Consider the following 25825-nt stretch of genomic DNA (forward strand, 5'->3'; position numbering starts at 1 on the left):
TTTTATGTCACTCATAAAGGGTATGTGAAAAGAGATATACAAGCATATTTGTAAAGAATAAGCAGAAATATGTTACAATAGAAAAAAATCGAACGAGGTGGTTGTTACGATGCGATCGAAGCGAGAACAAGCCATTTTAGACAATATAAAAGAATGGGAAGCGCAATTAGTTGAGCAAGAAGCGACCGATTTTCAAAAAGTGTTTGATAAATGGTTACATACTACAGTTGCGAAATTACCTGAGAAAAAGCGAAAAGAATTCTTCACGAAAGCAGATGGATGGCTCTTTCATTTGCATGCATTTATTCAAAGTTCACAAGCACAGTTAGACGCACGTAATCGGATTTTAGGAACATCGAGATTATTTGATGAATCGATTGAACAGCTTGAAGATTTGAAAGCATTATCTATTGATCAGTTAACATACATAGCAGAGCAGCAAACAGCACGTCATCGTCTATATTCATTTGTGCAAGGCGGGGCGACAGGTGCTGGAGGTTTATTATTATTAACGGCGGATTTTCCGGTTATGATCGCGTTAAATGTGAAGGCAGTCCAACTTATTGCAACATCATTTGGACATGATGTGAACAAGCCATACGAAATGATGCTTGCGTTAAAGGTGTTTCACGCGTCATTACTACCAGGAAGACTTCAGCAATACGCATGGTACAATTTATTGCAAGAGCTGGAACAAGAAGATTCGTTCTTTTATGAAGGAGACGAAGCAGTGTTACAAACAGCTTCTACTGAAGTTGTGTTAAAACAAATTTTGAAGACATTTTCGATTTATGCTCTTCGTCGTAAATTATTCCAAGGTATTCCGGTAATTGGAATGGCAATTGGATCTACAGTGAATTATCGTTTAACAAGAAACGTTACTGAATTTGCAAATAGATTTTATCAAGTGCGCCATATAGTCGAGAAAGAAAAAAGAGCATAAAAAAAAAAGCGAGAGGCCGAAGCCTTTCGCTTTTTTAATTTGTTGCATGTTTTTTGGACATTGGAACAGATACTGGCTGCTTTTCTGCTGTTTTTTCTGTTTTTGGATAATAAATTAAATCCAATGTTTTTGCCTGTACGGCAATCGAAAGAATAGTAAAAGCAATTTCTGTCCAATTTAAATAATATAATGAAAGCGCAAGAACAATCGCGTCAAAGACGAAGAAAATTTGCCCAATTGTAAAACGAGTTCGTTTACTTAATACAATTGTTAAAATATCGTCTCCACCGGTTGCACCGCCAAATCGCAATATAAAACCGAGTCCAATACCAGCTAACGCACCGCCAACTACTGCAGCTATAAATAAGTTATTTGATAAATCTACCGTAAATGGAGAATAATTTTCCATAAAGGAATAAAATACTCCGAATGAAATTGAACCTAAGAATGAATAGCCAACCATTTTTCTACCTAAAAATGAAGCACATAGTAAAATAATTGGGATATCCATTAATACAGTTGAAATAGATGGTGAAATATCATAAAAGTTTTGAATGAATAGTGCAATTCCTACAAAGCCACCTTCTGTTAAGTGGTTTTGGAAGTGAATGTGATATAGCGCTGCTGCTAAAATAAATGAACCGATTAAAACCATAAAAATTTCTTTAATAATTTGCCGACTTTGGATGTTCCTCATCGTTATTCCTTCTTTCCGTAGTTAGTAGTCCTTTTTGTGTTGTAAACTAACTACGAGCTCACATGTAGCTTTCAGTTAGTTTACGAAAAAACTAACTACGCTATATGTCGCTGAAGAAATAACGAATAATCCTCTCGTCCATCAATTCTCCCTACCTTCGTTTTAGTTTAAGTCTTAAAACGACTAAACAAAACGTGGAGTAGGATTCGTCATTTAGCAATCCTGCTCTTCTTTGTTTTGTTTAGTTAGTAACAATTAAGTCCTAAACAAAACGCTATGTGTAAGAAGAGTCTTTTTTTTGCCAAATTATCCTTCGGGCAATCATAATTTCCCCACTCTCGTATTTTTTTCGCTAGACTAAAGTATCTGAGCTAAAAAATACGCTACGTGTATGATTCGTCAATACGATGCCACATGCTCCTTCGAGCGATCATGATATCAAAATCCCTTCCTTCAAGATTTATACTATTATATCATACTTTTAAAAAATGTATGCGGATGGAAACCGACAATAAACGGAGGGAATCTACAAAAAATGTTATGTTTAAATATTTTTGTAGAAAAGCCTAAGTTATTTCGGAGGATTGGACAGTTTGTAACGGTTTGTCCAATAAGTAAGAAAAAAAGGGTTTTATTCAGTTGTATTCTTTTCATCACTTTTATCTTTAAAAAACGCATCCCAACTAATCACACTTAAAAAAGTTAAAGCGATAATAACGAAAGCACGCATAAGCTTTAGACCTCCTTTTGTACATAGTATATGAATCATTCGATTCGGAATGTGTCATTTTTTTACAAGTCTTAACTATTATGAGAGTATATTAATATAGATAGATGAAGGGGAGAGTGAAGATATGTTAAAAGATATGTTCAAAAGAAAAGAATTAATATGCGTTTCATGTCAGAAAAAAATTCAATATGAAGAAGAGCTTGTTGCTTTTGTAAAGTTGCCGAAAGAAAGAAGTATATTAGTTGGTCCATTCGATGTATGTTTGGCGAAAACAGCACAAGAAATATATTGTAAATCATGTTACGACAAAAAAGCATGACCCAAAGTAATTGAGGGGCATGCTTTTTTCATTGGTGTGCTTTTCCCTCAGATACATTTTGAGTGAGTCGATACCAAAGCCAAAGGTCATTAATGATGGAAGCAAGATCGGCAATTTCTGAATTTAGTTTACAAGAAACTTCGAAGTCTTCTTCGTTATTTAAATAATGTTGTTTTGTATTAATATAGTGCTCAAGTTCTTTTATACGATCAGGAATTTTCCCGCGAACTTGTTCCCATTTTAGTAAAATAGCATGTTGCATTTTTTTGGGGATTTCTTCCCAGTCTTCTTGTAAATGCGGAATTTCAATTCCTAGATGTTCATCGTATAAGAAATACTTTTCCATAAGTTCACCCCCGTTTTCCTGCTTATATTGTACAGAAAAACAGAAAGAAGTTCGACGAAATTGTTTGAAAAAATTTGAAAATGACTCTTGATACATTTTGTGAAAGGTGGTAAAGTATGAATTATTATAAAAGAAAATGAATATTTATTCTTTAGGGGGATGCAAAATGGAGAAGAAAAAAGTTGTATTAGCATATTCCGGAGGTCTTGATACTTCCGTTGCAATTAAATGGTTACAAGAGAAGAATTATGATATTATCGCGCTTTGTTTAGACTTAGGGGAAGGTAAAGATTTAGCATTTGTAAAAGAAAAGGCACTTTCAGTAGGTGCAATTAAATCATATATGATTGATGTTCAAGAAGAATTCGCGAATGAATATGCATTGATGGCGATGCAAGCACACACATTATACGAAGGGAAATACCCTCTTGTCTCTGCATTATCTCGTCCGCTTATTGCGAAGAAATTAGTGGAAATCGCAGAACAAGAAGGCGCAACTGCAGTTGCACACGGATGTACAGGGAAAGGAAATGACCAAGTTCGTTTTGAAGTTTCTATCCAAGCATTAAATCCTTACTTAGAAGTGATTGCGCCTGTACGTGAATGGAAATGGTCACGTGAAGAAGAAATTGCATATGCAAAAGAAAACGATGTACCAATTCCGATTAATTTAGATAGCCCGTTTTCAATCGATCAAAACTTATGGGGACGCAGCAACGAATGTGGAATTTTAGAAGATCCATGGGCAGCGCCGCCAGAAGATGCATATGAGATGACATTGGCATTAGAAGATACACCGAATAAACCAGAGTTTGTAGAAATCGGATTTGAAGCAGGCGTACCGACTACTTTAAATGGTACTGCATATTCACTTTCAGAATTAATTAAAACGTTAAATGCGCTTGCTGGAAAACACGGTGTTGGACGTATTGATCACGTAGAAAATCGTCTTGTCGGTATTAAATCTCGTGAAGTATACGAATGCCCAGCAGCAATGACGTTAATCACTGCGCATAAAGAGTTGGAAGATTTAACACACGTAAAAGAAGTAGCGCATTTTAAACCAGTGATTGAACAGAAAATAACAGAACTTATTTATAACGGTTTATGGTTCTCACCTTTAAAACAAGCGCTTCATGCATTTTTACAAGAAACGCAAAAGAATGTAACAGGTACAGTGCGTGTGAAATTATTTAAAGGTCATGCGATTGTAGAAGGACGTAAATCTGAATACTCTTTATACGATGAAAAATTAGCAACATATACTGCTCAAGATGAATTTAATCATGATGCAGCAGTTGGATTCATCTCATTATTCGGTTTACCGACGAAAGTATACAGCCAAGTGAATCAAAAGAAGGTGGAAGCGTGAGCAAACTTTGGGGCGGACGTTTTACAAAAGAAGCGGAAGCATGGGTTGAAGAGTTCGGAGCATCCATCTCCTTCGATCAACAATTAGTAAATCAAGATATAAAAGGAAGTATTGCGCACGTCACGATGCTAGCAAAGCAGGGCATCGTGACGAAAGAAGAAGCAGAGAAAATAAAGATAGGTCTTCAATATTTATTAGAAGAAGTGAAACAAAATAAATTACATTTTTCGGTTGAAGCTGAAGATATTCATTTAAATATTGAAAAGATGTTAATTGAAAAAATCGGTGAAGTAGGAGGGAAACTTCATACAGGCCGAAGTCGTAACGATCAAGTGGCGACAGATATGCATTTGTATTTAAAAGAAAAGGTAGAACATATTATAAAAGCTACAAAACAATTGCAAACTGTTCTTGTTCAACAAGCAGAAAATAATATTGAAACCATTATGCCGGGCTATACGCACTTGCAGCGTGCCCAGCCGATTTCATTTGCTCATCATATTCTTGCTTACTTTTGGATGTTAGAGCGTGATGTGAATCGTTATGAAGATTCATTAAAGCGTATTAATATCTCCCCATTAGGAGCAGGAGCGCTAGCTGGGACGACATTCCCGATCGACCGAGAATATAGTGCGGAACTTCTTGGGTTTAATGGAATCTATGAGAATAGTTTAGATGCAGTAAGTGATCGTGATTTCATACTGGAGTTTTTAAGTAACTCATCTATACTTATGATGCACTTATCACGCTTTTGTGAAGAACTTATTTTATGGAGTAGCCAAGAGTTTCAATTTATTGAAATGAGCGATCAATACGCGACAGGAAGTAGCATTATGCCGCAAAAGAAAAATCCGGATATGGCGGAACTAATCCGTGGTAAAACAGGCAGAGTATACGGTAATTTATTCAGTTTACTTACAGTAATGAAAGGATTACCACTCGCTTACAATAAAGACTTACAAGAAGATAAAGAAGGAATGTTTGATACAGTCAAAACAGTAGAAGGATGCCTTCATATTATGGCGGGCATGCTTGAAACGATGACTGTAAACAAAGAAAAAATGGGGCAAGCTGTGACGCAAGATTTCTCCAACGCAACAGAAATTGCCGACTACTTAGCAAACAAAGGACTACCATTCCGTCAAGCTCATGAAATTGTTGGGAAGTTAGTGCTACATTGCACACAAAAAGGAATTTATTTATTAGATGTCCCGCTTGAAACATATCAAGAAATGAGCTCTTTATTTGAAGAAGATTTGTATGAAGTTCTTTCACCATATGCGGCTGTAAAGCGTCGTAACAGTGCTGGTGGGACAGGGTTTGAACAAATCAAAAACGCTTTGGAGAAGGCGAAGGGGTTAGTTGGAGAGTTTGTTAGAAGTTGATTGATTTTATAGGGAAGAAGGTACGCTAATCTTGATGGAGAGAAGCTTACCTTCTTTTTTTTATAGCCCAAAATTAATCATACTTATGTCGATCTTCTGTAATTCGAATATACTCAATATCCATCAAATCACGAAGCAATGCACCATTACTTAGTTCAACGCCATGTTTCTCTTTAAAATGAGTGCGAATTGTATCTAGCATTTCAATTTCTTTTCCGTTCACGTCTAAAATAATGCGTTCAGAATCATCCATATAGCATCCTCCTTTTTTACACATATATATTTTGTCCGTCTATTTCTAAAAAATGTATGTTAACGTAATGTTAGGAAATAAGAAAGGGATGAAAAATGAGACGTATTTATTTTATAGGGCTAATCTTGTACACGCTAATTGTATTGCATGTTGCATTCCCAAATATCTTTTCATTTGAGGATTTAGAAACAGTACACGTTGCGATATTTATTTTTGCTCTATTTGTAGTAGATTGCTTTATTTCTATATGGCTTTCGAAAAGAAAAGATATACAAGGCAAAAAAGAAATGGAACGGAAAAAGAGAAAACGTTCATTTTGGATGATGACATACTGTTTGTCTGTAGTGCTTACTGCTGCTTTTTTTAGTGAACATATTCCATTAGAAAGAGTAAATATTGGATTTGGAGCATTCGTATTCGCATACTATTTTTTTATGCACTTTCTTCCTTATATGAAAGAAAAGCGAGGCGAAGGGGAAAATCCGCTTGTAGAAGAAGCGAAAGAACAAGAGCATAAGAGAATAGAAGAAGATATAAAGAAACTTGGAGAACAAAAGTGGTATTTAAAATCAAAAATCATATACGTTCTTTGCTTTATTACGCCACCAATTGGTTATTTGTACGTTTTCTTATTTCGTAAAAAAATGACAGAAGGTGCAAGACGAACGTACTTAACGGTTGCGACGATTATGATGGCATTATGGTCTTTGAAGTTTCTTCCGCCCTATGTGTTGGCAATTACCGTTGTTGTCGTAGCATGTCTTGTGTTTATAGTGAAGTTGATAAAATGAAAAACACCAAGCCTATGTGGACTTGGTGTTTTATCTATAAATTAAAGATCACCTTGCTCCTCATCACCACGAACAACAAGGACATCGCATTTCGCATAGCGAATAATATGTTCAGAGACGCTACCAATTAGGAAACGCTCAACAGCATTTAAACCAGTCGCGCCACACATAATTAAATCTACTTTATGGTTTGGAGCGATTTCTTTTGAAATTTTAGATTTAGGATTACCAAATTCTAATACAGTTTCAATTTTTTCAAGACCAGCTTCAAGAGCAGTTTTTTTGTAGTCTTCTAATAAGTCTTCTGCAAATAGATTTGCACGTTCAGCAATTGCACGGCTATAAGCCTCTACAGCTGAGTACGCTTTTACATCAACGATATGAGCAATTGTTAATGTTGCATTGTTGCGCTTTGCGACTTGGATTGCTTTTTTAAAGGCTTTTTCTGCTTCTTTAGAACCATCCACCGCGATTAAAATATTTGTATATGTATTATTCATAGTAAATTCCTCCCAATCTGTTTTATAACTGTTTACAACTTAATTATAAAACAAATTTTGGTAACGTGCTTGCCAGAAACGTTACAGAATTTTGAAAACTCTGTTTCAATTCATTTTAGTTGTAATTGGAGCGAGAACTTGTTACATATGAAGTATAGCAATTTAAAAGGGGGCAGTTTTGTGAGACATGCGCTCATTACAGCCGGTACGAAAGGTTTAGGAAAGCAAGTAACAGAAAAGTTATTGGCTAAAGGCTATTCAGTAACAGTAACGTATCATAGCGATATCACGGCTATGGAAACGATGAAAGAAACATATAAAGATGTGGAAGAGCGTCTACAATTCGTGCAAGCAGATGTCACGAAAAAGGAAGATTTACATAAAATAGTAGAAGAAGCGATGAGCCGTTTTGGCAAAATTGACTTTTTAATTAATAATGCTGGTCCATATGTATTTGAACGAAAAAAGTTAGTTGATTATGAAGAAAATGAATGGAATGAAATGATTCAGGGAAATTTAACAGCGGTATTTCATTTATTAAAACTTGTTGTTCCGGTCATGAGAAAACAGAACTTTGGCCGTATTATTAATTACGGATTTCAAGGGGCGGATAGTGCACCGGGATGGATTTATCGTTCAGCTTTTGCCGCAGCGAAAGTAGGACTTGTTTCATTAACGAAAACAGTTGCTTATGAAGAAGCGGAGTATGGTATCACTGCGAACATGGTATGTCCTGGTGATATTATTGGCGATATGAAAGAGGCAACTATTCAAGAAGCACGTCAGCTGAAAGAGCATAACACACCGATTGGTAGATCTGGAACAGGTGAAGATATTGCAAGAACCATTTCGTTTTTATGTGAGGACGATTCCGATATGATTACTGGTACAATTATTGAAGTGACTGGTGCAGTGGATGTTATTCATAGACATCGATAGAATAAAATAAGATGAAGTTTCGAATAATTGGACAGTTTATCCATTGTGCTGAGAGGTGCGGATAATACTGTCCTTTAATATAAAATTAAATCTATCGGAAAACTTGTATTATTTTTTGTCAAATATTGAGATATTATGTTAAAATATAAGAGCGTAGAAAGCGCTTTAAAAAATGATTCAGGGGTCATTTCATAACTCAAGGGGGAACTAATCATGCGTATCGGTATTCCAACAGAAATTAAGAACAATGAAAACCGTGTGGCAATGACGCCAGCGGGAGCAGTACATTTAGTACAAAATGGTCACGAAGTTTTTGTTCAAAAAGGAGCAGGTTTAGGATCTGGCTTTACAGATGAAGAATACGTACAAGCTGGTGCGAAACTTGTAGAAACTGCTGAAGAAGCATGGAATCAAGATATGGTTATGAAGGTAAAAGAGCCAGTAGCAAGTGAATACGGCTATTTCCGTGAAGGTTTAATTTTATTCACATACTTACACTTAGCTCCAGAACCAGAATTAACGAAAGCATTAATCGATAACAAAGTTGCATCAATCGCATACGAAACAGTACAATTAGACAATCGTTCTTTACCATTACTTGCACCTATGAGTGAAGTAGCTGGTCGTATGTCTGCACAAATCGGTGCACAATTCCTTGAGAAAAACAAAGGCGGTAAAGGTATTTTACTTGCAGGCGTTCCAGGGGTAAAACGCGGCAAAGTAACAATCATCGGCGGTGGTCAAGCTGGTACAAACGCAGCTAAGATTGCAGTAGGTTTAGGTGCAGATGTAACAATCATTGACTTAAGTGCAGAACGTCTTCGTCAATTAGATGATATTTTCGGTAACCAAGTAAAAACATTAATGTCTAATCCATACAACATTGCAGAAGCTGTTAAAGAATCTGACCTTGTTATTGGAGCAGTATTAATTCCAGGTGCAAAAGCGCCAAAACTTGTAACTGAAGAAATGATTCAATCAATGGAACCAGGTTCTGTCGTTGTAGATATTGCGATTGACCAAGGTGGTATTTTCGAAACAACTGATCGTATTACAACTCATGACAACCCAACTTACGAAAAACATGGCGTTGTTCATTATGCAGTTGCTAATATGCCAGGTGCGGTTCCACGTACGTCAACTCTTGCATTAACAAACGTAACAGTACCATATGCAGTACAAATTGCGAACAAAGGCTATAAAGATGCTTGCCTAGGCAACTCTGCATTATTAAAAGGTATTAACACATTAGATGGATATGTAACATTCGAAGCAGTTGCAGAAGCTCACGGCTTACAATACGCTGATGCGAAAGAGCTACTTGAAAAAGCTCCTGCTTTATCATAATAGAAATACATTTGAGACCTTCCTTTTCATAAGGAGGGTCTTTTTTATATGGGGAAATAACATGTGAATAATTGTTATTTATTGGTGTAAATCGATTTTTATTATGATAATTTAGAATTATATAATAAAAGAGGGGATTCAATGGGGAGTAAAAAAAGGAAGCAAAAGCAAGCTAAAAGACAAAAGTACATAAAGAAAAAACAGGAACAGAACATACCTTTTTCACAAAAAAGTAGTCATTATGATAGAAAAAACATTCCGGTATATTTGTATGGCTCTGTATGTAATTTTGTGTATGTATTCATTTGGAGTGTTTTACAGTTTTGGGATAACTCCCAATATTATTGAGAGCATTCTAGAATTTATACTTGTTGTAATAGAATTAGCCTTATTCGTTATACTCTTTGCTACAGTATGGCCTAGTCATGAAAGTAAAAAAGATAGAAAAAGAAGCAAAAGATCTTCATACACTTCAAGCTCATCAAGTGGATTCGGTCACTACAGTAGTAGTGATTGTAGTAGCTCAAGTGATGGTGGAGGTTAAGTTAATTTTTCAGAAGAACGACTAACGAAAGGATGGGATGAAATATGGAAACTGTGAACTTAATAGAATTAACAAAGGACATTCAAGATCAACATAAAAACTTCGTCGTTTCAAATATAAACAGTCATTGTTTACGAATCGCTGTATTTACTGGTGAATATGATTGGCACTATCATTCTAATTCGGATGAATTATTTATTGTGCTAGAGGGAGAATTACTTATTGATTTTGAAGATGGAGAAACAGCGGTTTTAAAGCCAAATGATTCTATTTTAATTCCAGCATGTACGATTCATAGAACGAGAGCATTAAAGAGAACCGTAAATCTTTGTTTTGAACATATAGAGGCTGATACGATTAAAGTGGAGCAATTATGAAAAAATTATCTATAGCCGATTATAGAAAAGTTCTTCCGGTTTTAGAAGGTAATACAAGAACGACGACGTTTGCTTATGCGGTATGTGATCAAATGATAGATGGTGAGGTTTTTATAAACGGGCAATTAACAGCAGGATTAATTATTACAGCTAACGGTATCTATTATTTATTTGGTGATACGGATGATCAAAATTATAACGAAGAGTTATTTTCATATTTAAAAACGGCTATTGAAAAAACAGAGAAGAGATTTACACTGTTCACTTCGAGTGAAGAGTGGGAAATGATGATAGAAGAGCGTTTTAGTAATGTACTTCGGAACATCCCGCGAATGAAATTTCAAAGCGTAACCTTTGAAGAGAGTCAACGAGATTTTAACAAAAATACATATGAAGTGAAGCGTATTGATAGAAGAGATATAGAGCGCAGCAGTGAATTTAAAGAGGAGTACTACAAAGAATATTGGGGATCAAAAGAAACGTTTTTGAACAGTGGTTTTGGATTTTGTATAGAACAAGATGGGATAATTGTAGCTGAATGTGTCTCAATATTTAGCGGGAATGGTTTTGCTGAAATAGATATTGCAACACATGAAGCGCATCAAGGGAAAGGATTAGCTCAAGCTGTTGCAACAAGGTTCATTGAACATTGCATGCAAAATGACATTATACCGAGCTGGGATTGTTATGTAGACAATATTCCTTCGCGAAAATTAGCTAGTAAATTAAGTTTTTATCATCCAATAGAATATAGTTTGTTTGTACGTAAGAAAACGGGGGAATAAAAATGAATGTAGAATTAACAAGATTTAAAGTTAAGCCTGGTAAGAGTCATCGAGTAGATGAATGGATGCAGCTTCTTAATGACAATTTGAAAGAAGTGCTTTTGACATTAAACGACGAAAAAATGTACGTTGAGACAATTTTCCGGGAAATAAGAGATGGAGAAGAGTACTTATATTGGTATTCTGTGCAAGGAGAAGGTGGTATTTTTGTCGAAAATTCGCATCATGAAATTGATAAAAAGCACTTAGCATTTTGGTATGAATGTATCGATGAAGAAGCACCGTCTATTGATATGAAAACAGAAGTTGTTATGATTCAAGATGTTGTGAAGGAAGCGATGAAATAATAGATTGTTATTTTATAACCGTAAAATGATCTTTTTTTTTTGTTGGAATATATATTATTGGAGATGCTGTAGGATGAAAATTAGTAATAAATATATCACTCTCGGTGAAATAGAAATAATAAGAGAACCTTTAAATAAATTACATGAATATCATAATAATAAATCAAAACATTTTTCTGGTGATTATCCAAGAATGACATTTGAGGAACGTATTGAAAATTATAAACAGAATTCAAATTACGGAGAATATAGAATTGAATTATTAGTTGAGGCGGAAACAGATGATATATTAGGGTTTTGTATAGCGTATAGTAAAAGTGTAAGTGGAAAGATTGAAGTTTTATTCGTTGATGAAAAATACCGAAGAAACGGATTTGGCTTAAAATTAATGAATAGTGCAGTGGAATGGTTTAAAGCGAAGAAGATAGATGAAATTGAATTAACAGTAGTGTATGGAAATGAAGCTGTATCGTTTTATGAAAAGTTGGAGTTCTATCCTCGTTCAATTATTATGGCAACTAAGTCATAACGATAGTATGGGGAGAGAGGAGTGGGAGTTTTTGCTTCAAAAAAATGATTCATATTTTACTAAAATATATGTGAAAAGCGCATCAAAATGGATGTGCTTTTTATTATGAAAAAATTTATAAAAGCTGCATTTGAATATCTTTAAGTGAAAATAAAGAGGGATATCGAGAATATTTTAGGATAAACTATAAAGTGAAACTTTAATCAGTGGAGTGGTTCATCCCCCACTGATTATCAGCCCTCACCAATCGGGCTTTTACGGGCAGTCCGCCCCCCACCTAATTTCTTTGCTTCCGCTGAATTTTGATGTGGGGTCTTACTGCCCGTTAATGCGGGATAAAGAAATAAAAAACACAAAACCAAAAGATTTACCAATATACGGTGTAGTCGTAACAGGGAAAACAGAGGATTTACAAAGTTTACAAGGGTCACCGTATATTAAGGCTGCTGTAAGAGGTGTAACAGTTGAGAAATATTGATTACAAGTAATTAATGTGAATAATCAGAAAATTTATGTTATAATATGGGAAAAGGAGGTTTATATGAGGAAAATACATGGAGCAATTTATATTTACATAACAATGTTTTTCGTGGCGATATCCTATGGGTTGGGGCACGTGTATTCGCATCCTATACTAACTTTTTTAAGTGGAGCATGTATGGCGTTTGCGCTTCTTGTCCACCTTTTCTCAGTTTGGATCGTGAAATTTCAATTAAATATTAGTGAAATAGAAGAAGGCACTTTTTGAGTGGCCTTCTTTTTTAATAATATTTAAAGGAAGAAATAGACAATAAATAAGTGCATTTGAATGGAGGGGGCATTATGAAGAGAGCATTATTCTTTTTTATTAGTATTTTCTTTTTAGGAAGCTGTTCCATTTCGTATGTTAATTTTTCTAGCGAGAGCAAAAGTTGGACTGGACAATATAAAGGGCATATTAAGGATGACAGTGAAGATGGAATGTTTACGTTTCAATATAAGGGTGGGGATGGAAAGACAGAATTTAAAAACTTAGAGATTGCTATTAATGGAGCCTTTAGTACAATGACACAAACGTCAGAAGTTCATAAAGGAGCAAGGGTTGAAATAAAATCTTCTTGTGTAAGTTGTGCACCTCTATCTAAAGATGAACCGATAGAAGTTGTAATTAAATGGGATGATAAGTATGAGGAGAAGATGGTGTTAAATTTGAAATAGCCTAAAGTAAGGAGCTAAAAATGAATAGGCATGTGAAAATTGTTATGTTTTTAAGTGTATTTCTAGTCATATTATCAGCTTGTACTACAAAACAAGTAGAGCAGGTAACGGTAAAAGAAGTCCCTAAAGAAGGGTATATCATATTAAGAAATGACACGGTATTTTTTGTCGATGATAAAACGTTTAACACAAAAGTAGAGTTGCAAAATTATATAGAACAACAAATGAATAAAGAGCATCCATCACATATAGTCTTGAGCTTTAAGGACAAAGACGCATATAAACAGTTAAAAACAGGGGATAAAATAAAAGTATGGTTTTCTCAAATACTTGAAAGCTATCCAGCAAGAATGATTGTAGAGAAATTTGAAATAGTAGAGGAATAAAAAAAGGCAGCATTCACGCTGCCTTTTTATTATTTTACAAATTGTAATTCTTTCGGGAATTTCGTTAAAATTTCTGATCCGTCTTTTGTAATGTAAATATCATCTTCAATACGAACGCCACCTACGTTTGGTACGTAAATACCAGGTTCGATTGTGAAGACCATACCTTCTTTTAATGGAGACTCGTTACCAGCTTTTACATCTGGATATTCGTGTACGCTAATTCCAAGTCCATGACCAAGTCGGTGCGGGAAGAAGTCTCCGTAACCTGCATCTGCGATAACAGAACGAGCAGCGTTATCGATTGCGCCAAGTGTAACACCTGGTTTACATGCTTCAACTGCTTGTAGTTGTCCAGCAAGTACAGTGTTGTAAATGCGAGTTTGCTCTTCAGAAATCTCACCGAATGCTACTGTACGTGTAATATCAGAGCAATAACCTTCAATGATTACACCTAAATCAAATAGTACGAAATCACCGCGCTTCATTTTGTTTGCGCCAGGAATACCGTGTGGAAGAGCAGAGTTTGCACCCGCTAATACCATCGTATCAAATGACATCTTATGTATGCCTTTTGTTTTTAATTCGTGTTCAATAATTGCTAATACTTCTAGCTCGCTACGGTTTTCTTTAATTGCATTTACACCAACTTCAACAGCGTAGTCCGCCATTTTAGCTGCTTCGCGTAAAATAGAAAGTTCTTTTTCATCTTTAATTAAACGAAGTTCGCGAACTTTCTCCTCAGCTGATTTGAAAGCTGCATTTGGGAATAATTTCGTTAATTCTTCGTAGCGCTCTACGTTTAAATGTTCTTTTTCAATTGCAACTGCATTTGCATTGATGCCGCGGTCTTTAATTGCTTTTGCAATCATATCCCATGGTCTGTCAGTATCAGTAAATCCGATAATTTCATGTGCCCAGCCAGCGTTACGTGCTTGACCTTCTTCCATTTTAGGACAAATTAAAATAGGTTCTTTTTCTTGGAATACAAACATACCAAGTAATCTTTCATGCGGTTCACAGTGGAAGTTCGTCATGTAGAAGACGTTCGGTGTAGAAGTTAAGAACGCAGCTTCTACGTTTTTTTCTTTTAGCCATTGCATTAAATTTTCTAATCTAGCATTCATCGATTGGCACCCCCGAGATATTTAATTACAAATATAACTTTAACTCGGAAGAAAGCGTTATGACAAGTAAATAGATGTTAGAAAAGACAGGGAATTGAAAAATCATGTAGAATAAAAAGTGAGAATGTGAATAGGGGAGGAATGTAATAATGAAAGTATCTTATCATGGGCATTCAGTTGTGAAAATTGAGGCGAATGGAAAAGTTATTTTAATTGACCCGTTTTTAACAGGTAATCCGAAAACAGATTTAAAAGCTGAAGATGTAAAAGTAGATGCAATCCTTTTATCGCATGGACACGGTGATCATGTTGGAGATACAGTAGAACTTGCGAAGAAAAATAATGCAGTTGTTGTAGCGCCATTTGAACTAGCAACATTTTTAAGTTGGCAAGGTGTAAATACACATCCGATGCATATTGGTGGTTCACATGAATTTGACTTCGGAAAAGTGAAGTTTACACAAGCATTCCACGGCTCTAGTTATATTGATGAAGCAAATAAGACGATTACATATACAGGTATGCCAGCAGGTATTTTATTTACAGCAGAAGAGAAAACAGTGTACCACGCAGGAGATACTGCACTATTCTCTGATATGAAGTTAATTGGGGAATTAAATAAAGTTGATCTAGCATTTTTACCAATTGGTGATAATTTCACAATGGGACCAGAAGATGCTGTACTAGCGGCAAAATGGATTAATGCGAAAACTGTTGTACCGATGCATTACAATACGTTCCCAGTTATTGAACAAGATCCATATCAATTTGTAGAAAAGCTACAAAATTGTACAGGGAAAGTATTAGAAGCTGGAGAAAGTATTACACTATAGAAAAGAAACCCTTCATTTGAAAAGAAAAGTGAAGGGTTTTTTACGTGTGTAGGACAGCTTTTAATGCTTGTATTTGTTTTGGTGATTCTTTTCTTTTGGTACGTGGTTGTTCAGGTGTTTCATTCAATTCCATTGCAACTTTTTTCCCATCTACGAAAGCTAAAAATACAGCACCTACAACCTCTAAAAAATTTTTCATCATGTGTACGCTCCTTTGTTTTATTTCTTGTCTTCATTGTATAGGGAATCAAGTGGGCGAACTATCGAATGAGATGACAATAGCATTACATTGTTGTAATAGAATGACTGGTGAAATGTAAGAGTCATTTTGTTATAAAAAAAATAGTACAGGTATGCAAAGAGAGAGTGTAACAGTTTTGAAAATATAGTATACTGAAAGTACAACACATGAAGAATTTAGGGAAAAGAAAGTATGGTGAAACCATTTGGCTACCAAGCATAACCAAATTTTAGAACATATTAATAGCCTGCCAGTAGGCCATAAAATTTCTGTAAGACAAATTGCGAAAGATTTGAGTGTAAGTGAAGGGACAGCTTACCGTGCAATTAAAGATGCAGAAAATAAAGGGTATGTTAGTACAATTGAACGTGTCGGAACAATTCGAATTGAACAAAAGAAGAAAGAAAATATCGAAAAACTGACATATGCAGAAGTCGTTAACATTGTCGACGGTCAAGTACTTGGGGGCAGAGAAGGACTACATAAAACATTAAATAAATTCGTAATCGGAGCTATGAAATTAGAAGCGATGATGCGCTATACAGAAGCTGGGAATTTACTCATTATTGGTAACCGTACGAATGCACATCAATTAGCGCTAGAAACTGGAGCTGCTGTATTAATTACGGGTGGATTTGATACGGAAGATCATGTGAAGAAATTAGCAGACGAATTAAAGCTGCCGATTATTTCAAGTAGCTACGATACATTTACGGTCGCAACGTTAATTAACCGTGCAATTTATGATCAACTGATTAAGAAAGAAATTGTACTTGTTGAGGATATTTTAACACCAATTGAAGAAACGTTATATTTAAAGCCACATGATACAGTACAGCAATGGCATGCATATAATGAAGAGACAATGCACGGAAGATATCCAATTGTCGATGAAAGTAAAAAAGTGCTAGGAATCGTAACTTCAAAAGACATGATCGGTGTAGCGAAAGAAACGCCAATTGATAAAGTAATGACAAAACACCCAATTACAGTGAATGGTAAAATGTCTGTCGCAGCTGCGGCACGTATGATGGTGTGGGAAGGAATTGAATTACTTCCTGTCGTTGAGGAAGGAAATAAACTGCAAGGTATCATTAGCCGTCAAGATGTACTTCAGGCACTGCAAATGATTCAACGTCAGCCACAAGTTGGAGAAACAATTGATGATATTGTAACGAATCAATTTATGACGCCAAAAGAAGCGAAAAATGAGCATCTATATCAATTTTCAGTGACGCCGCAAATGACAAATTCAATCGGAACGTTATCGTACGGTGTATTTGCAACAATTGTGACAGAAGCGACAAATCGCGTCATTCGTGCGCAAAAGAAAAGCGATTTAATTGTTGAAAACTTAACAATTTATTTCGTAAAGCCGGTTCAAATTGATAATGTTGTATCCGTTCATCCGAAAGTATTAGAAATTGGGCGTAAATTTGGTAAGGTTGATGTAGAGGTGCATCATGAGGGCAATGTCGTTGGAAAAGCATTACTTATGGTTCAGTTAATTGATAAATAAAAAGATGGAACAAATCGTTTTGATTTGTTCCATCTTTTTTGTTGTTTTAAATTTGAAAGGCATGATTTTAGATGAGAGTTTTAGTGAAATATGTATGGGGTGGAGTGGAAAAGTAACGCAATAAAAGACAGAATAGTAATTTAATTTGGTGGTATATTGTGTTATGATTATATTGTAAGAAAATGGATTTGTGAAAGGTGGTATACATTATGTCGTCAGCCGTACTCTTTTTTGGTAGTATCGCACTATTTTACTTTCTTGTAATGATACCGATCCAATATTTATATTTACAAGGTTTACATGAAAAAAAGGAAAAGACAGGATTATCTCAGCGAGAGCTATATGAAAAAATGTCTTTTGGAGAAGAACAATTACATTTTCACGTACAAGGTAACCCATTTAATATACCATCTGCGTTTGTCGCATATATGATTTTAAAAGTTAGAGGACGTAAAAAAGCATCACAATTTTGATGCTTTTTTACGTTGTTTCATAGACTTCTGCTTCTTTAACTGCTAATGGTAAGAAATGTTTGTATTGGCGAAATCCATTAAATACACTTGCACTACCAAATAGAACGAATAAGATACCAACGATAATACGAGCGGTTGAAAGTTCTAAAAAGAATTGGTTTATCCCGAAGAATAAGACGAATGAACCGAGTGCCATTGCGGATTTTCCAGAGAGCCAACCTTTCTCCATTGGGCGGTTTGTACGAAAGTATTTTGTTTTGTAGAAGAGATACAACATAAATGAGACGATAATACAGAAGACTAATACTGGCATAATGAACACTCCCATCGTTTTATGAAAAAAATAGTGGAGAAAAAAGAAATATCTAAACTTTCTAACTTTTATTATAAAGCAATTGTTCGCATGTATGAAATACTTTCCGTTATAATGAGAGATAAAGTGAAGAAGTTGATTAAAAAGGAGATTATACATATGCATGAGCAAATTTTAGGAGCAATTAAAGAGTTTGATACAATTATTATTCATCGCCACGTGCGTCCGGATCCAGATGCATTAGGTTCACAGGGTGGCTTTGGTACAATTCTAAAAGAATCGTTTCCAGAGAAAAATATTTATACGGTTGGGTACAATGAACCGTCGTTAGCATACTTACGAGTAATGGATGATATTGAAGATAGTATATACGAAAATGCGCTTGTTATTGTTTGTGATACTGCGAATCAAGAACGTGTTGACGATCAACGCTATACAAAAGGGAAGATGTTAATTAAAATTGATCATCACCCAAATGAAGATCCATATGGAGATATTACGTGGGTAGATACGACAGCGAGTTCGACAAGTGAAATGATTTATGAGTTTTATAACTATGGAAAAGATAAAGGATTAAAAATAACAAAAGAAGCAGCCCGCCTTATTTTAGCAGGAATTGTTGGAGATACAGGTCGTTTCTTATTCCCAAATACGACAGCAAAAACACTTCGTTACGTAAGTGAGCTTGTTGACATGGGTGTGAAATTCACAGATTTATACAATGAAATGTATAAGACAAAAGAAAAAATTGCTCGTTTAAACGGTTATATTTTACAAAACTTTACGATGGTAGAAGAAGGAGCAGCTTACATTAAATTAACGAAAGAAGTATTAGAAGAATTTGATGTACTTCCTTCTGAAGCATCTGGTGTTGTTGGAGCGCTTGGCAATATTGATGGATTAAAGGCGTGGGTTCTATTTTTAGAGGAAGACGCCGTAATTCGTGTTCGTCTTCGTTCAAAAGGACCAGTTATAAACAAATTGGCAATGCAATATAACGGCGGAGGACATCCGATGGCTTCTGGTGCCAAGGCATCTTCTTGGGAAGAAGTGGATCGTCTTTTTGCTGATTTACGTGAGATTTGTAAATAAGGGACTATATGTTAGAACGAAAAGAAGGAGCGGCGCTAAAGCCCTCCTTCTTTATTTTTCCTTTTCTATAGTAATGCTAATTTCAAGCACTGTATCAAAAGATATTGTATCGACTTTAAAACGGTATAGTCGATCGTAATGTTTGTACGTTTTGTTTTCGATTACCTTTTTGAGTAGGTCTTTATTTTTTGCGATACTTTGAATGTTTTTCGTTAAAAGATGCTGGAGATCATTATGGATAGATGTAGTCATATTTTCGAGTGTAAGATTGTCTAAATCGTATTTTTCTCGATTGATAAGTTTTATTTTAATCTCTTGAATGGTTAAGAGCCGTTTATTTTCAGTGTTCAATTTTTCTTGATCTTCGAGAAGGACGTGGAGTTTTGCTTCTTGTTTTTCTATAATTTCTCTTTGTTCTGCTATTTTACTAGCTTGTTCTTCTTGAAAAACACCGTATATGTACAAAAAAATAAACCAGCTCAACACGCCTCCAACAGCAGCACCAGCTAATACTAAGTACCATCTTTTTGCTGTATTGGCACTTGGTACTCTCATACATGTTCCTGCGTTAGCCATTTAATAATAATGAGACCTGTTTGCATACCACCAGTTGCGAAAAAAATAAGGAGAATTTGTTTTACGATATCTTTCATATCTCCGCCAAAGAAACTTCTTTCAAAGCTATAAAAGGTATCGAATGTTCCACCAATTGCTGCAACGAGTGCCCAAATTCTTAAATTTTGGGCGAATTGATTAATGTAAGTTAGAGCTGGTTTTCCGATAAGAAACGCACCAAATCCACCAATTAATGAACCGCCAAGTATAACCCCAAAGGCAATAAAATAACTAATAATAAGCAGAGAGAAAAAAGTATGTTCTCTTACATCCATCGTCATTCCCCTTTCTTCTTCATATATATGGACAAAGTATAAGAAGTATGTTTTGATTTCCGCTTTCCTCATCACCTATAATAAAAGTAGTCAAATAGGTAAAGAGAGGGTACAACAGTGAAGTTTGTGCATTTACAATGTCAAACCGTTTTTAGTTTATTAAAAAGTGCTTGTAAAATTGATGAGCTTGTAGTCAGGGCGAAAGAACTTGGTTTTTCATCGCTGGCTATTACGGATGAAAATGTTATGTATGGCGTTATTCCGTTTTATAAAGCATGTAAGAAACATGGTATACAGCCTGTTATTGGATTAACCGCTTCTATTTTTAGTGAAGAAGAAGAAAGGTCTTATCCACTTGTATTACTTGCTGAGAATGAAATAGGCTACCAAAATTTATTAAAGATTTCTAGCAGTATTATGACAAAATCCAAAGAAGGTATTCCTAAGAAGTGGCTTGCGCATTATGCGAAAGGATTAATTGCTATTTCACCAGGTAAAGATGGCGAAATTGAGCAATTATTACTAGAAGACAATGAGAGTCAGGCTGAAGAAGTAGCTCGCACATATCAAAATATGTTCGGCCATTTTTATATGAGTTTGCAGCATCATGCGATTCAAGATGAGTTGCTTTTACAAGAGAAAATACCTGAATTTATTAGTAGGGTTAATATTCCAGTCGTTGCAACAAACGATGTGCGCTATATCAATCAAAGTGACGCACTTGTTCACGAATGTTTACTATCTGTTGAAAGTGGAACGAAAATGACTGATCCAGATAGGCCGAGGCTGAAAACAGATCAATATTATTTAAAGTCATCGGTTGAAATGGAAGCACTATTTTCCCATGCGCCGGAAGCAATCCAAAATACAATGAAAATTGCAGAGCGTTGCCAAGTAGAAATACCGTTCCATGTAAATCAACTTCCGAAGTTTCCTGTTTCGTCTAATGAAACGAGTGATATATACTTGCGTCGTGTTTGTGAAGAAGGTTTACGGAAACGATATGGTGCGCCGAAAGAAGTGCATATAAAGCGTTTAAATCATGAATTAAATGTTATTTCTCGTATGGGATTTAGTGATTATTTCCTCATCGTATGGGATTTTATGAAGTATGCACATGAAAATCATATTTTAACAGGACCAGGTCGTGGATCGGCAGCTGGTTCACTCGTCTCATACGTATTAGAAATTACAGATATTGATCCGATTGAATACGATCTATTATTTGAAAGGTTTTTAAATCCTGAACGTGTGACGCTTCCCGATATTGATATTGATTTTCCAGACGTAAGACGTGATGAGATGATTCGCTATGTGAAAGATAAATACGGTCAGCTCCGTGTTGCGCAAATTGTAACGTTTGGTACGCTTGCAGCAAAAGCGGCAATTAGAGACATTGCCCGCGTAATGGGGCTTCCGCCGCGAGATATTGATATATTTTCAAAACTTATCCCATCAAAGCTTGGTATAACGTTAAAAGATGCATATGAAGAATCACAATCACTTCGTGAGTTTATACAAGGGAATCTTCTGCATGAGCGTGTGTTTGAAATCGCAAAACGTGTAGAAGGTTTACCACGTCATACGTCTATTCATGCGGCTGGCGTTATTATGAGTCAAGAACCGCTAACAGGCAGTGTAGCAATTCAAGAAGGACATAACGATGTTTATGTTACGCAATATCCAGCCGATGCGCTAGAAGAACTTGGGTTGCTTAAGATGGACTTTTTAGGATTACGTAATTTAACGTTACTTGAAAATATTATAAAATTTATCGCGAACAAAACAGGGAAAGAAATCGATATAAGAAACTTACCTCTTCAAGATGAAAAGACGTTCCAATTATTAGGGAGAGGGGATACAACAGGTGTATTCCAGCTTGAGTCAGGTGGTATGCGAAATGTACTTCGCGGGTTAAAACCGAATGAGTTTGAAGATATCGTAGCTGTTAACTCATTATACAGACCGGGACCGATGGAACAGATACCGACCTTTATTGAATCGAAACATGGAAAAAGAAAAATTGAATATTTACATCCGGATTTAAAGCCAATTTTAGAAAGAACATACGGCGTCATTGTATACCAAGAACAAATTATGCAAATTGCATCGAAGTTAGCAGGGTTTTCGCTTGGTGAAGCAGATTTACTGCGCCGTGCAGTGAGTAAAAAGAATCGTGATATTTTAGATCAGGAACGTAAGCATTTTGTCCAAGGTTGTTTGCAAAATGGTTACGATGAGACGTCTGCTGAGAAAATTTATGATTTAATTGTAAGATTTGCGAATTACGGTTTTAACCGAAGTCACGCTGTAGCTTACAGTATGATCGGATATCAACTTGCCTACTTAAAAGCGAACTATACGCTGGAATTTATGACGGCACTATTATCAAGTGCAATTGGAAATGAAGATAAAATTGTACAGTATATACGAGAAACGAAGCGAAAAGGTTTTCATGTTTTGCCGCCGTCTCTTCAAAAAAGTGGTTACAACTTCCAAATAGAGGAGAATGCGATACGTTACAGTTTACTTTCGATTCGAAATATTGGAATGGCTACAGTGACGGCATTATTAGAAGAACGAGAGAAAAAAATGTTCGAAGATTTGTTTGAATTTTGTCTCCGTTTGCCGTCAAAGTTTGTAACGGAGCGCAATTTAGAAGCTTTCGTCTGGTCGGGATGTTTTGATGATTTTGGTGTTTCGAGAACGAATTTATGGAAAAGTATTAAAGGGGCATTAGAGTACGCGAATCTCGCACGTGATTTAGGAGATGCTGTTCCAAAATCAAAATACGTACAAGGAGAAGAGCTATCTTTTATTGAACAACTAAATAAAGAGAAAGAAGCACTTGGCTTTTATTTATCAAGTTATCCGACAGCGCAGTATGTAAAGTTAGCAAAAGAATTAGAAATTCCATCTCTCGCTCAGGCGATGCGACACAAGAAAAAAGTACAAAGAGCTATTGTGTATATAACAAGTGTGAGAGTGATTCGTACGAAAAAGTTTCAAAAGATGGCATTTATTACATTCTGTGATCAAAATGATGAAATGGAAGCAGTCCTCTTCCCGGAAACGTATATACATTTCTCGGACAAGTTACAAGAAGGAGCAATTGTTTTAGTTGACGGCATGATTGAGCTAAGAAATCATAAGCTGCAATGGATTGTAAATGGGCTATATCCGCTAGAGGAAATGGATGTTTATGAAGAAAAGAAAGACGCATCTGTTTACGTGAAATTGCCGTCTCAGTATGAGAAAAAGCTTTTAAATCAGGTTACGAAAATATTGTTCGACTATTCAGGTTTTGCGAAAGTACTAATTTATTATGAAAAGGAACATAAAATGGTACAATTATCTCGGAGTTTATCGATTCATCCAAGTGAAGAATGTTTAGGAGCACTTCGTGAAATTGTCGGGGAAGAAAATGTAGTTGTGAAAATATAATGGACAATTTCCCTACACTTCGATTATTATAGTAGTAGTGTTCGTGGTCAGACCACTTGGAGAAATTGATATCAGCAAGAATAATTTGAGGAGAGTGGATAGTTTGTCAACACTTCGTGAAGAAGCACTTCACATGCATAAAGTGCATCAAGGAAAATTAGAAACTGTATCAAAAGTAAAAGTAGAAAATGCAAAAGATTTAAGTCTTGCATATTCTCCAGGGGTTGCAGAACCTTGTAAAGAAATTTATGACGATAAAAGTAAGGTATATGAATATACGATGAAGGGAAATATGGTAGCAGTTGTGACAGACGGAACGGCTGTACTTGGTCTTGGTAACATTGGACCTGAAGCATCTCTTCCAGTAATGGAAGGTAAAGCTGTATTATTCAAGAGCTTTGCTGGTGTAGATGCATTCCCGATTGCCTTAAATACAAACGATGTAGATAAAATTGTTGAAACTGTAAAATTAATGGAGCCAACTTTTGGCGGCGTTAACTTAGAAGATATCGCAGCACCAAACTGCTTCATTATTGAAGAGCGTTTGAAAAAAGAAACAAATATTCCTATCTTCCATGATGATCAACACGGAACAGCTATCGTAACAGTAGCAGGTCTTGTAAATGCACTGAAATTAGTTGGAAAGAAAATGTCTGACATTAAAGTTGTCGCAAATGGCGCAGGTGCAGCAGGTATTGCAATTATTAAACTTTTATATCGCTATGGTGTACGCGACATTATTATGTGTGACCGTAAAGGGGCAATCTATGATGGTCGTCCTACAGGTATGAATCCGGTGAAGGATGAAGTTGCAAAATATACAAATAAGAATCGTATAGAAGGTTCTTTAGCTGATGTTGTACAAGGTGCGGACGTATTTATTGGTGTATCTGCAGAAGGTGCATTAACAGAAGAGATGGTTCGTACAATGAATGACAATGCGATTATTTTTGCAATGGCAAATCCAGTTCCAGAAATTATGCCAGAATTGGCAAAAGCAGCGGGCGCAGCTGTGGTTGGAACAGGTCGTTCTGACTTCCCGAACCAAGTAAATAATGTACTGGCGTTCCCTGGTATTTTCCGCGGTGCACTTGACGTACATGCGACACAAATTAACGAAGAAATGAAGATGGCAGCTGTACAGGCTATTGCTGAGCTTGTAGCAGAAGATGAGTTAAATGCAGACTATATCATTCCAGCACCATTTGACGCGCGTGTAGCGCCTCAAGTAGCGGCTTACGTTGCAAAAGCAGCAATGGAGACAGGAGTAGCTCGCCGTCAAGTAGATCCAAATGAGATCGCTGAAAAAACAAAACAATTAGCGCTGATTGGTAAAGAATAAGCGAGGAATTTCCATTGACATCATCAAATACAAAAGTATATCTCGAAATTGTAAAAAAAATCCGTTCCATTATGGAAGAGGATGGATTGGTAGCGGGGGATCGTTTGCCGTCTGAGCGTGAGTTAAGTTCACGCTTAAACGTAGGACGTTCCTCTGTAAGAGAAGCATTGCGTGCTTTAGAACTGGTAGGATTGATTGAAACGAGACGTGGTGAAGGGACGTTTATTCGAAACTTTTATGATAACGGTCTTGTACAATTAATTGCTCCGTTCTTACTGCAAGATGAGAAAACGATTCGTGATTTATTACAAACAAAACGATTGCTTGAGAAAGATATGATTCGAATTGTATGTAATTTACCGAAAGAAACGTTTTCTAAAGTACTAAGTAGATTACACCAAGTACTTGAAGAAAATGAAAGCTCAATCCCAACGCTTCATCAAACGTTCTTTAAAACACTTATTGAACAAGTTGATAATTATTTACTATATCGCATTTGGATGATCGTAAATGATTACGTAGCAACTCTTTCTTGTAAAGTTTCAAGAGATTCTATCGATATGTATAGAAAGCTTTATGCTACTTTGGAAGAAAAACAAGAAAATGATGCACTAAAAATTTACGATGAATTAGTAGAGAATATACAGTTTCACTCGTAATGTATAAAATTTGTCGAAATGACCATGACACGTTATGACAAACATTCTACCGCGTAGCGGTTAAAGTTAAACGTAAAGAGTGAGGTTATTAGACAGATTGAGAAG

31 protein-coding genes and 1 pseudogene are annotated in these 25825 nt (G+C 35.7%); 23 read left to right on the forward strand and 9 right to left on the reverse strand.

All coding sequences use genetic code 11. The annotated features are described in order from the left end of the window. Positions 1–109 precede the first annotated feature (109 nt). Positions 110–943, forward strand: coding sequence for an EcsC family protein (locus BUA87_RS17940; protein WP_001256853.1), 834 nt, complete (start codon positions 110–112; stop codon positions 941–943). A gap of 34 nt (positions 944–977) precedes the next feature. Here the strand turns inward: BUA87_RS17940 and BUA87_RS17945 are convergent, their stop codons facing one another. Beyond that, positions 978–1640 carry a YitT family protein gene (locus tag BUA87_RS17945; RefSeq protein ID WP_001244515.1) on the reverse strand — a complete coding sequence of 221 codons (663 nt, stop codon included), beginning with the start codon at positions 1638–1640 and terminating at the stop codon, positions 978–980. A gap of 854 nt (positions 1641–2494) precedes the next feature. Here BUA87_RS17945 and BUA87_RS17955 point away from each other — a divergent pair. Next, positions 2495–2689 (forward strand): hypothetical protein, encoded by a 195-nt coding sequence (locus BUA87_RS17955; RefSeq protein ID WP_000910278.1) that lies wholly within the window; start codon positions 2495–2497, stop codon positions 2687–2689. A 28-nt stretch (positions 2690–2717) separates the two neighbouring features. Here the strand turns inward: BUA87_RS17955 and BUA87_RS17960 are convergent, their stop codons facing one another. After that, the gene (locus BUA87_RS17960) at positions 2718–3035 is read right to left on the reverse strand and encodes a radical SAM protein (protein ID WP_065229431.1); all 318 of its coding nucleotides are present in this window, start codon (positions 3033–3035) and stop codon (positions 2718–2720) included. Positions 3036–3201: 166 nt separating this feature from the next. Here BUA87_RS17960 and BUA87_RS17965 point away from each other — a divergent pair, with 166 nt between their 5' ends. Both BUA87_RS17965 and argH read left to right on the forward strand, forming a co-directional pair. After that, positions 3202–4407: an argininosuccinate synthase gene (locus BUA87_RS17965; RefSeq protein WP_000412317.1), complete on the forward strand. Its 1206-nt coding sequence runs from the start codon at positions 3202–3204 to the stop codon at positions 4405–4407. Beyond that, the gene (gene argH, locus BUA87_RS17970) at positions 4404–5792 is read left to right on the forward strand and encodes an argininosuccinate lyase (protein ID WP_065229430.1); all 1389 of its coding nucleotides are present in this window, start codon (positions 4404–4406) and stop codon (positions 5790–5792) included. Before BUA87_RS17965 ends, argH begins: the two co-directional genes overlap by 4 nt. A 73-nt stretch (positions 5793–5865) precedes the next feature. Here argH and BUA87_RS17975 read toward each other — a convergent pair whose 3' ends face one another. Further along, a complete protein-coding gene (locus BUA87_RS17975) occupies positions 5866–6045 on the reverse strand; it encodes a hypothetical protein (protein ID WP_000342760.1) in 180 nt (59 codons plus the stop codon). 95 nt (positions 6046–6140) lie between these two features. On the opposite strand from BUA87_RS17975, the gene BUA87_RS17980 reads away from it, so the two are divergent. Continuing rightward, positions 6141–6836, forward strand: a complete 696-nt coding sequence (locus BUA87_RS17980; protein WP_001252888.1) for a hypothetical protein — start codon at positions 6141–6143, stop codon at positions 6834–6836. A gap of 41 nt (positions 6837–6877) precedes the next feature. Here BUA87_RS17980 and BUA87_RS17985 read toward each other — a convergent pair whose 3' ends face one another. Beyond that, positions 6878–7336: a universal stress protein gene (locus BUA87_RS17985; protein ID WP_001066672.1), complete on the reverse strand. Its 459-nt coding sequence runs from the start codon at positions 7334–7336 to the stop codon at positions 6878–6880. A gap of 147 nt (positions 7337–7483) precedes the next feature. On the opposite strand from BUA87_RS17985, the gene BUA87_RS17990 reads away from it, so the two are divergent. The 11 genes and pseudogenes from BUA87_RS17990 (at position 7484) to BUA87_RS18040 (ending at position 13787) form a co-directional block, all read left to right on the forward strand. Then, positions 7484–8275: an SDR family oxidoreductase gene (locus BUA87_RS17990; protein ID WP_072940483.1), complete on the forward strand. Its 792-nt coding sequence runs from the start codon at positions 7484–7486 to the stop codon at positions 8273–8275. A 213-nt stretch (positions 8276–8488) separates the two neighbouring features. Further along, positions 8489–9622: an alanine dehydrogenase gene (gene ald / locus BUA87_RS17995; RefSeq protein ID WP_001219401.1), complete on the forward strand. Its 1134-nt coding sequence runs from the start codon at positions 8489–8491 to the stop codon at positions 9620–9622. Between the two features lie 425 nt (positions 9623–10047). Further along, complete coding sequence (locus tag BUA87_RS32175; RefSeq protein ID WP_338141397.1) at positions 10048–10191, forward strand: hypothetical protein; 144 nt, start codon at positions 10048–10050, stop codon at positions 10189–10191. Between the two features lie 19 nt (positions 10192–10210). Continuing rightward, a complete protein-coding gene (locus BUA87_RS18005) occupies positions 10211–10543 on the forward strand; it encodes a cupin domain-containing protein (RefSeq protein WP_000450933.1) in 333 nt (110 codons plus the stop codon). After that, complete coding sequence (locus BUA87_RS18010) at positions 10540–11328, forward strand: GNAT family N-acetyltransferase (RefSeq protein WP_072940407.1); 789 nt, start codon at positions 10540–10542, stop codon at positions 11326–11328. Before BUA87_RS18005 ends, BUA87_RS18010 begins: the two co-directional genes overlap by 4 nt. A gap of 2 nt (positions 11329–11330) precedes the next feature. Beyond that, positions 11331–11675 carry a DUF6176 family protein gene (locus BUA87_RS18015; RefSeq protein ID WP_001100204.1) on the forward strand — a complete coding sequence of 115 codons (345 nt, stop codon included), beginning with the start codon at positions 11331–11333 and terminating at the stop codon, positions 11673–11675. A gap of 73 nt (positions 11676–11748) precedes the next feature. After that, entirely contained in the window at positions 11749–12204 is a 456-nt protein-coding gene (locus BUA87_RS18020; protein ID WP_000703677.1) for a GNAT family N-acetyltransferase, read from the forward strand. Positions 12205–12541: 337 nt separating this feature from the next. Beyond that, positions 12542–12682, forward strand: a pseudogene (locus tag BUA87_RS30985) (anti sigma factor C-terminal domain-containing protein); the annotation flags it as partial. Positions 12683–12745: 63 nt separating this feature from the next. After that, positions 12746–12952, forward strand: a complete 207-nt coding sequence (locus tag BUA87_RS18030; RefSeq protein WP_072940414.1) for a hypothetical protein — start codon at positions 12746–12748, stop codon at positions 12950–12952. A gap of 74 nt (positions 12953–13026) precedes the next feature. Then, complete coding sequence (locus BUA87_RS18035) at positions 13027–13401, forward strand: hypothetical protein (protein ID WP_000816700.1); 375 nt, start codon at positions 13027–13029, stop codon at positions 13399–13401. 20 nt (positions 13402–13421) lie between these two features. Further along, complete coding sequence (locus BUA87_RS18040) at positions 13422–13787, forward strand: DUF3221 domain-containing protein (protein ID WP_071731423.1); 366 nt, start codon at positions 13422–13424, stop codon at positions 13785–13787. A 29-nt stretch (positions 13788–13816) separates the two neighbouring features. Here BUA87_RS18040 and pepQ read toward each other — a convergent pair whose 3' ends face one another. Further along, the gene (gene pepQ / locus BUA87_RS18045) at positions 13817–14914 is read right to left on the reverse strand and encodes a Xaa-Pro dipeptidase (RefSeq protein WP_000994037.1); all 1098 of its coding nucleotides are present in this window, start codon (positions 14912–14914) and stop codon (positions 13817–13819) included. A gap of 149 nt (positions 14915–15063) precedes the next feature. Here pepQ and BUA87_RS18050 point away from each other — a divergent pair, with 149 nt between their 5' ends. Continuing rightward, positions 15064–15747, forward strand: coding sequence for a metal-dependent hydrolase (locus tag BUA87_RS18050; RefSeq protein ID WP_000868922.1), 684 nt, complete (start codon positions 15064–15066; stop codon positions 15745–15747). Positions 15748–15787: 40 nt separating this feature from the next. Here BUA87_RS18050 and BUA87_RS31385 read toward each other — a convergent pair whose 3' ends face one another. Next, positions 15788–15949 (reverse strand): hypothetical protein, encoded by a 162-nt coding sequence (locus BUA87_RS31385; RefSeq protein WP_078439429.1) that lies wholly within the window; start codon positions 15947–15949, stop codon positions 15788–15790. Positions 15950–16193: 244 nt separating this feature from the next. Here BUA87_RS31385 and BUA87_RS18055 point away from each other — a divergent pair, with 244 nt between their 5' ends. Next, the gene (locus tag BUA87_RS18055; protein WP_016512253.1) at positions 16194–17507 is read left to right on the forward strand and encodes a CBS domain-containing protein; all 1314 of its coding nucleotides are present in this window, start codon (positions 16194–16196) and stop codon (positions 17505–17507) included. A 209-nt stretch (positions 17508–17716) separates the two neighbouring features. Continuing rightward, on the forward strand, positions 17717–17980 hold the full coding sequence (locus BUA87_RS18060; RefSeq protein WP_000093046.1) for a DUF3949 domain-containing protein: 264 nt from the start codon (positions 17717–17719) through the stop codon (positions 17978–17980). A gap of 7 nt (positions 17981–17987) precedes the next feature. Here BUA87_RS18060 and BUA87_RS18065 read toward each other — a convergent pair whose 3' ends face one another. Beyond that, the gene (locus tag BUA87_RS18065) at positions 17988–18293 is read right to left on the reverse strand and encodes a YtpI family protein (protein WP_001144766.1); all 306 of its coding nucleotides are present in this window, start codon (positions 18291–18293) and stop codon (positions 17988–17990) included. A gap of 159 nt (positions 18294–18452) precedes the next feature. Here BUA87_RS18065 and BUA87_RS18070 point away from each other — a divergent pair, with 159 nt between their 5' ends. Beyond that, positions 18453–19385 carry a DHH family phosphoesterase gene (locus BUA87_RS18070; RefSeq protein ID WP_072940417.1) on the forward strand — a complete coding sequence of 311 codons (933 nt, stop codon included), beginning with the start codon at positions 18453–18455 and terminating at the stop codon, positions 19383–19385. 51 nt (positions 19386–19436) lie between these two features. Here the strand turns inward: BUA87_RS18070 and ytrI are convergent, their stop codons facing one another. Next, positions 19437–19940, reverse strand: a complete 504-nt coding sequence (gene ytrI / locus BUA87_RS18075; protein ID WP_001265736.1) for a sporulation membrane protein YtrI — start codon at positions 19938–19940, stop codon at positions 19437–19439. Then, the gene (locus BUA87_RS18080; protein WP_002005839.1) at positions 19937–20350 is read right to left on the reverse strand and encodes a YtrH family sporulation protein; all 414 of its coding nucleotides are present in this window, start codon (positions 20348–20350) and stop codon (positions 19937–19939) included. Before BUA87_RS18080 ends, ytrI begins: the two co-directional genes overlap by 4 nt. 42 nt (positions 20351–20392) lie before the next feature. Between BUA87_RS18080 and dnaE the strand changes: the two genes are divergently transcribed. From dnaE to BUA87_RS18095, 3 genes are all read left to right on the forward strand, one after another. Beyond that, a complete protein-coding gene (dnaE, locus tag BUA87_RS18085) occupies positions 20393–23719 on the forward strand; it encodes a DNA polymerase III subunit alpha (RefSeq protein WP_071713956.1) in 3327 nt (1108 codons plus the stop codon). A gap of 133 nt (positions 23720–23852) precedes the next feature. After that, positions 23853–25061, forward strand: coding sequence for an NADP-dependent malic enzyme (locus BUA87_RS18090; protein WP_161114790.1), 1209 nt, complete (start codon positions 23853–23855; stop codon positions 25059–25061). A gap of 14 nt (positions 25062–25075) precedes the next feature. After that, positions 25076–25720 carry a FadR/GntR family transcriptional regulator gene (locus BUA87_RS18095; protein WP_000204444.1) on the forward strand — a complete coding sequence of 215 codons (645 nt, stop codon included), beginning with the start codon at positions 25076–25078 and terminating at the stop codon, positions 25718–25720. The last annotated feature ends 105 nt before the right edge of the window (positions 25721–25825 follow it).

The sequence above is a fragment of the Bacillus sp. bc15 genome (assembly GCF_900142585.1).
Lineage (GTDB): Bacteria > Bacillota > Bacilli > Bacillales > Bacillaceae_G > Bacillus_A > Bacillus_A cereus.

Bases quoted from the DNA above. Each gene is read 5' to 3' on its own strand.
- BUA87_RS18005 (WP_000450933.1), top strand. From the start codon at position 10,211: ATGGAAACTGTGAACTTAATAGAATTAACAAAGGACATTCAAGATCAA.
- BUA87_RS17960 (WP_065229431.1), bottom strand. From the start codon at position 3,035: ATGGAAAAGTATTTCTTATACGATGAACATCTAGGAATTGAAATTCCG.
- BUA87_RS32175 (WP_338141397.1), top strand. From the start codon at position 10,048: ATGAAAGTAAAAAAGATAGAAAAAGAAGCAAAAGATCTTCATACACTT.
- BUA87_RS18015 (WP_001100204.1), top strand. From the start codon at position 11,331: ATGAATGTAGAATTAACAAGATTTAAAGTTAAGCCTGGTAAGAGTCAT.
- BUA87_RS18020 (WP_000703677.1), top strand. From the start codon at position 11,749: ATGAAAATTAGTAATAAATATATCACTCTCGGTGAAATAGAAATAATA.
- pepQ (WP_000994037.1), bottom strand. From the start codon at position 14,914: ATGAATGCTAGATTAGAAAATTTAATGCAATGGCTAAAAGAAAAAAAC.
- BUA87_RS18030 (WP_072940414.1), top strand. From the start codon at position 12,746: ATGAGGAAAATACATGGAGCAATTTATATTTACATAACAATGTTTTTC.
- BUA87_RS17945 (WP_001244515.1), bottom strand. From the start codon at position 1,640: ATGAGGAACATCCAAAGTCGGCAAATTATTAAAGAAATTTTTATGGTT.
- ald (WP_001219401.1), top strand. From the start codon at position 8,489: ATGCGTATCGGTATTCCAACAGAAATTAAGAACAATGAAAACCGTGTG.
- BUA87_RS17965 (WP_000412317.1), top strand. From the start codon at position 3,202: ATGGAGAAGAAAAAAGTTGTATTAGCATATTCCGGAGGTCTTGATACT.
- BUA87_RS17980 (WP_001252888.1), top strand. From the start codon at position 6,141: ATGAGACGTATTTATTTTATAGGGCTAATCTTGTACACGCTAATTGTA.
- BUA87_RS18010 (WP_072940407.1), top strand. From the start codon at position 10,540: ATGAAAAAATTATCTATAGCCGATTATAGAAAAGTTCTTCCGGTTTTA.
- BUA87_RS18040 (WP_071731423.1), top strand. From the start codon at position 13,422: ATGAATAGGCATGTGAAAATTGTTATGTTTTTAAGTGTATTTCTAGTC.
- BUA87_RS18050 (WP_000868922.1), top strand. From the start codon at position 15,064: ATGAAAGTATCTTATCATGGGCATTCAGTTGTGAAAATTGAGGCGAAT.
- BUA87_RS31385 (WP_078439429.1), bottom strand. From the start codon at position 15,949: ATGATGAAAAATTTTTTAGAGGTTGTAGGTGCTGTATTTTTAGCTTTC.
- BUA87_RS18035 (WP_000816700.1), top strand. From the start codon at position 13,027: ATGAAGAGAGCATTATTCTTTTTTATTAGTATTTTCTTTTTAGGAAGC.
- BUA87_RS18060 (WP_000093046.1), top strand. From the start codon at position 17,717: ATGTCGTCAGCCGTACTCTTTTTTGGTAGTATCGCACTATTTTACTTT.
- BUA87_RS18070 (WP_072940417.1), top strand. From the start codon at position 18,453: ATGCATGAGCAAATTTTAGGAGCAATTAAAGAGTTTGATACAATTATT.
- BUA87_RS18090 (WP_161114790.1), top strand. From the start codon at position 23,853: ATGCATAAAGTGCATCAAGGAAAATTAGAAACTGTATCAAAAGTAAAA.
- BUA87_RS17940 (WP_001256853.1), top strand. From the start codon at position 110: ATGCGATCGAAGCGAGAACAAGCCATTTTAGACAATATAAAAGAATGG.
- BUA87_RS17975 (WP_000342760.1), bottom strand. From the start codon at position 6,045: ATGGATGATTCTGAACGCATTATTTTAGACGTGAACGGAAAAGAAATT.
- ytrI (WP_001265736.1), bottom strand. From the start codon at position 19,940: ATGAGAGTACCAAGTGCCAATACAGCAAAAAGATGGTACTTAGTATTA.
- BUA87_RS17990 (WP_072940483.1), top strand. From the start codon at position 7,484: ATGAAGTATAGCAATTTAAAAGGGGGCAGTTTTGTGAGACATGCGCTC.
- BUA87_RS17955 (WP_000910278.1), top strand. From the start codon at position 2,495: ATGTTAAAAGATATGTTCAAAAGAAAAGAATTAATATGCGTTTCATGT.
- BUA87_RS17985 (WP_001066672.1), bottom strand. From the start codon at position 7,336: ATGAATAATACATATACAAATATTTTAATCGCGGTGGATGGTTCTAAA.
- BUA87_RS18065 (WP_001144766.1), bottom strand. From the start codon at position 18,293: ATGCCAGTATTAGTCTTCTGTATTATCGTCTCATTTATGTTGTATCTC.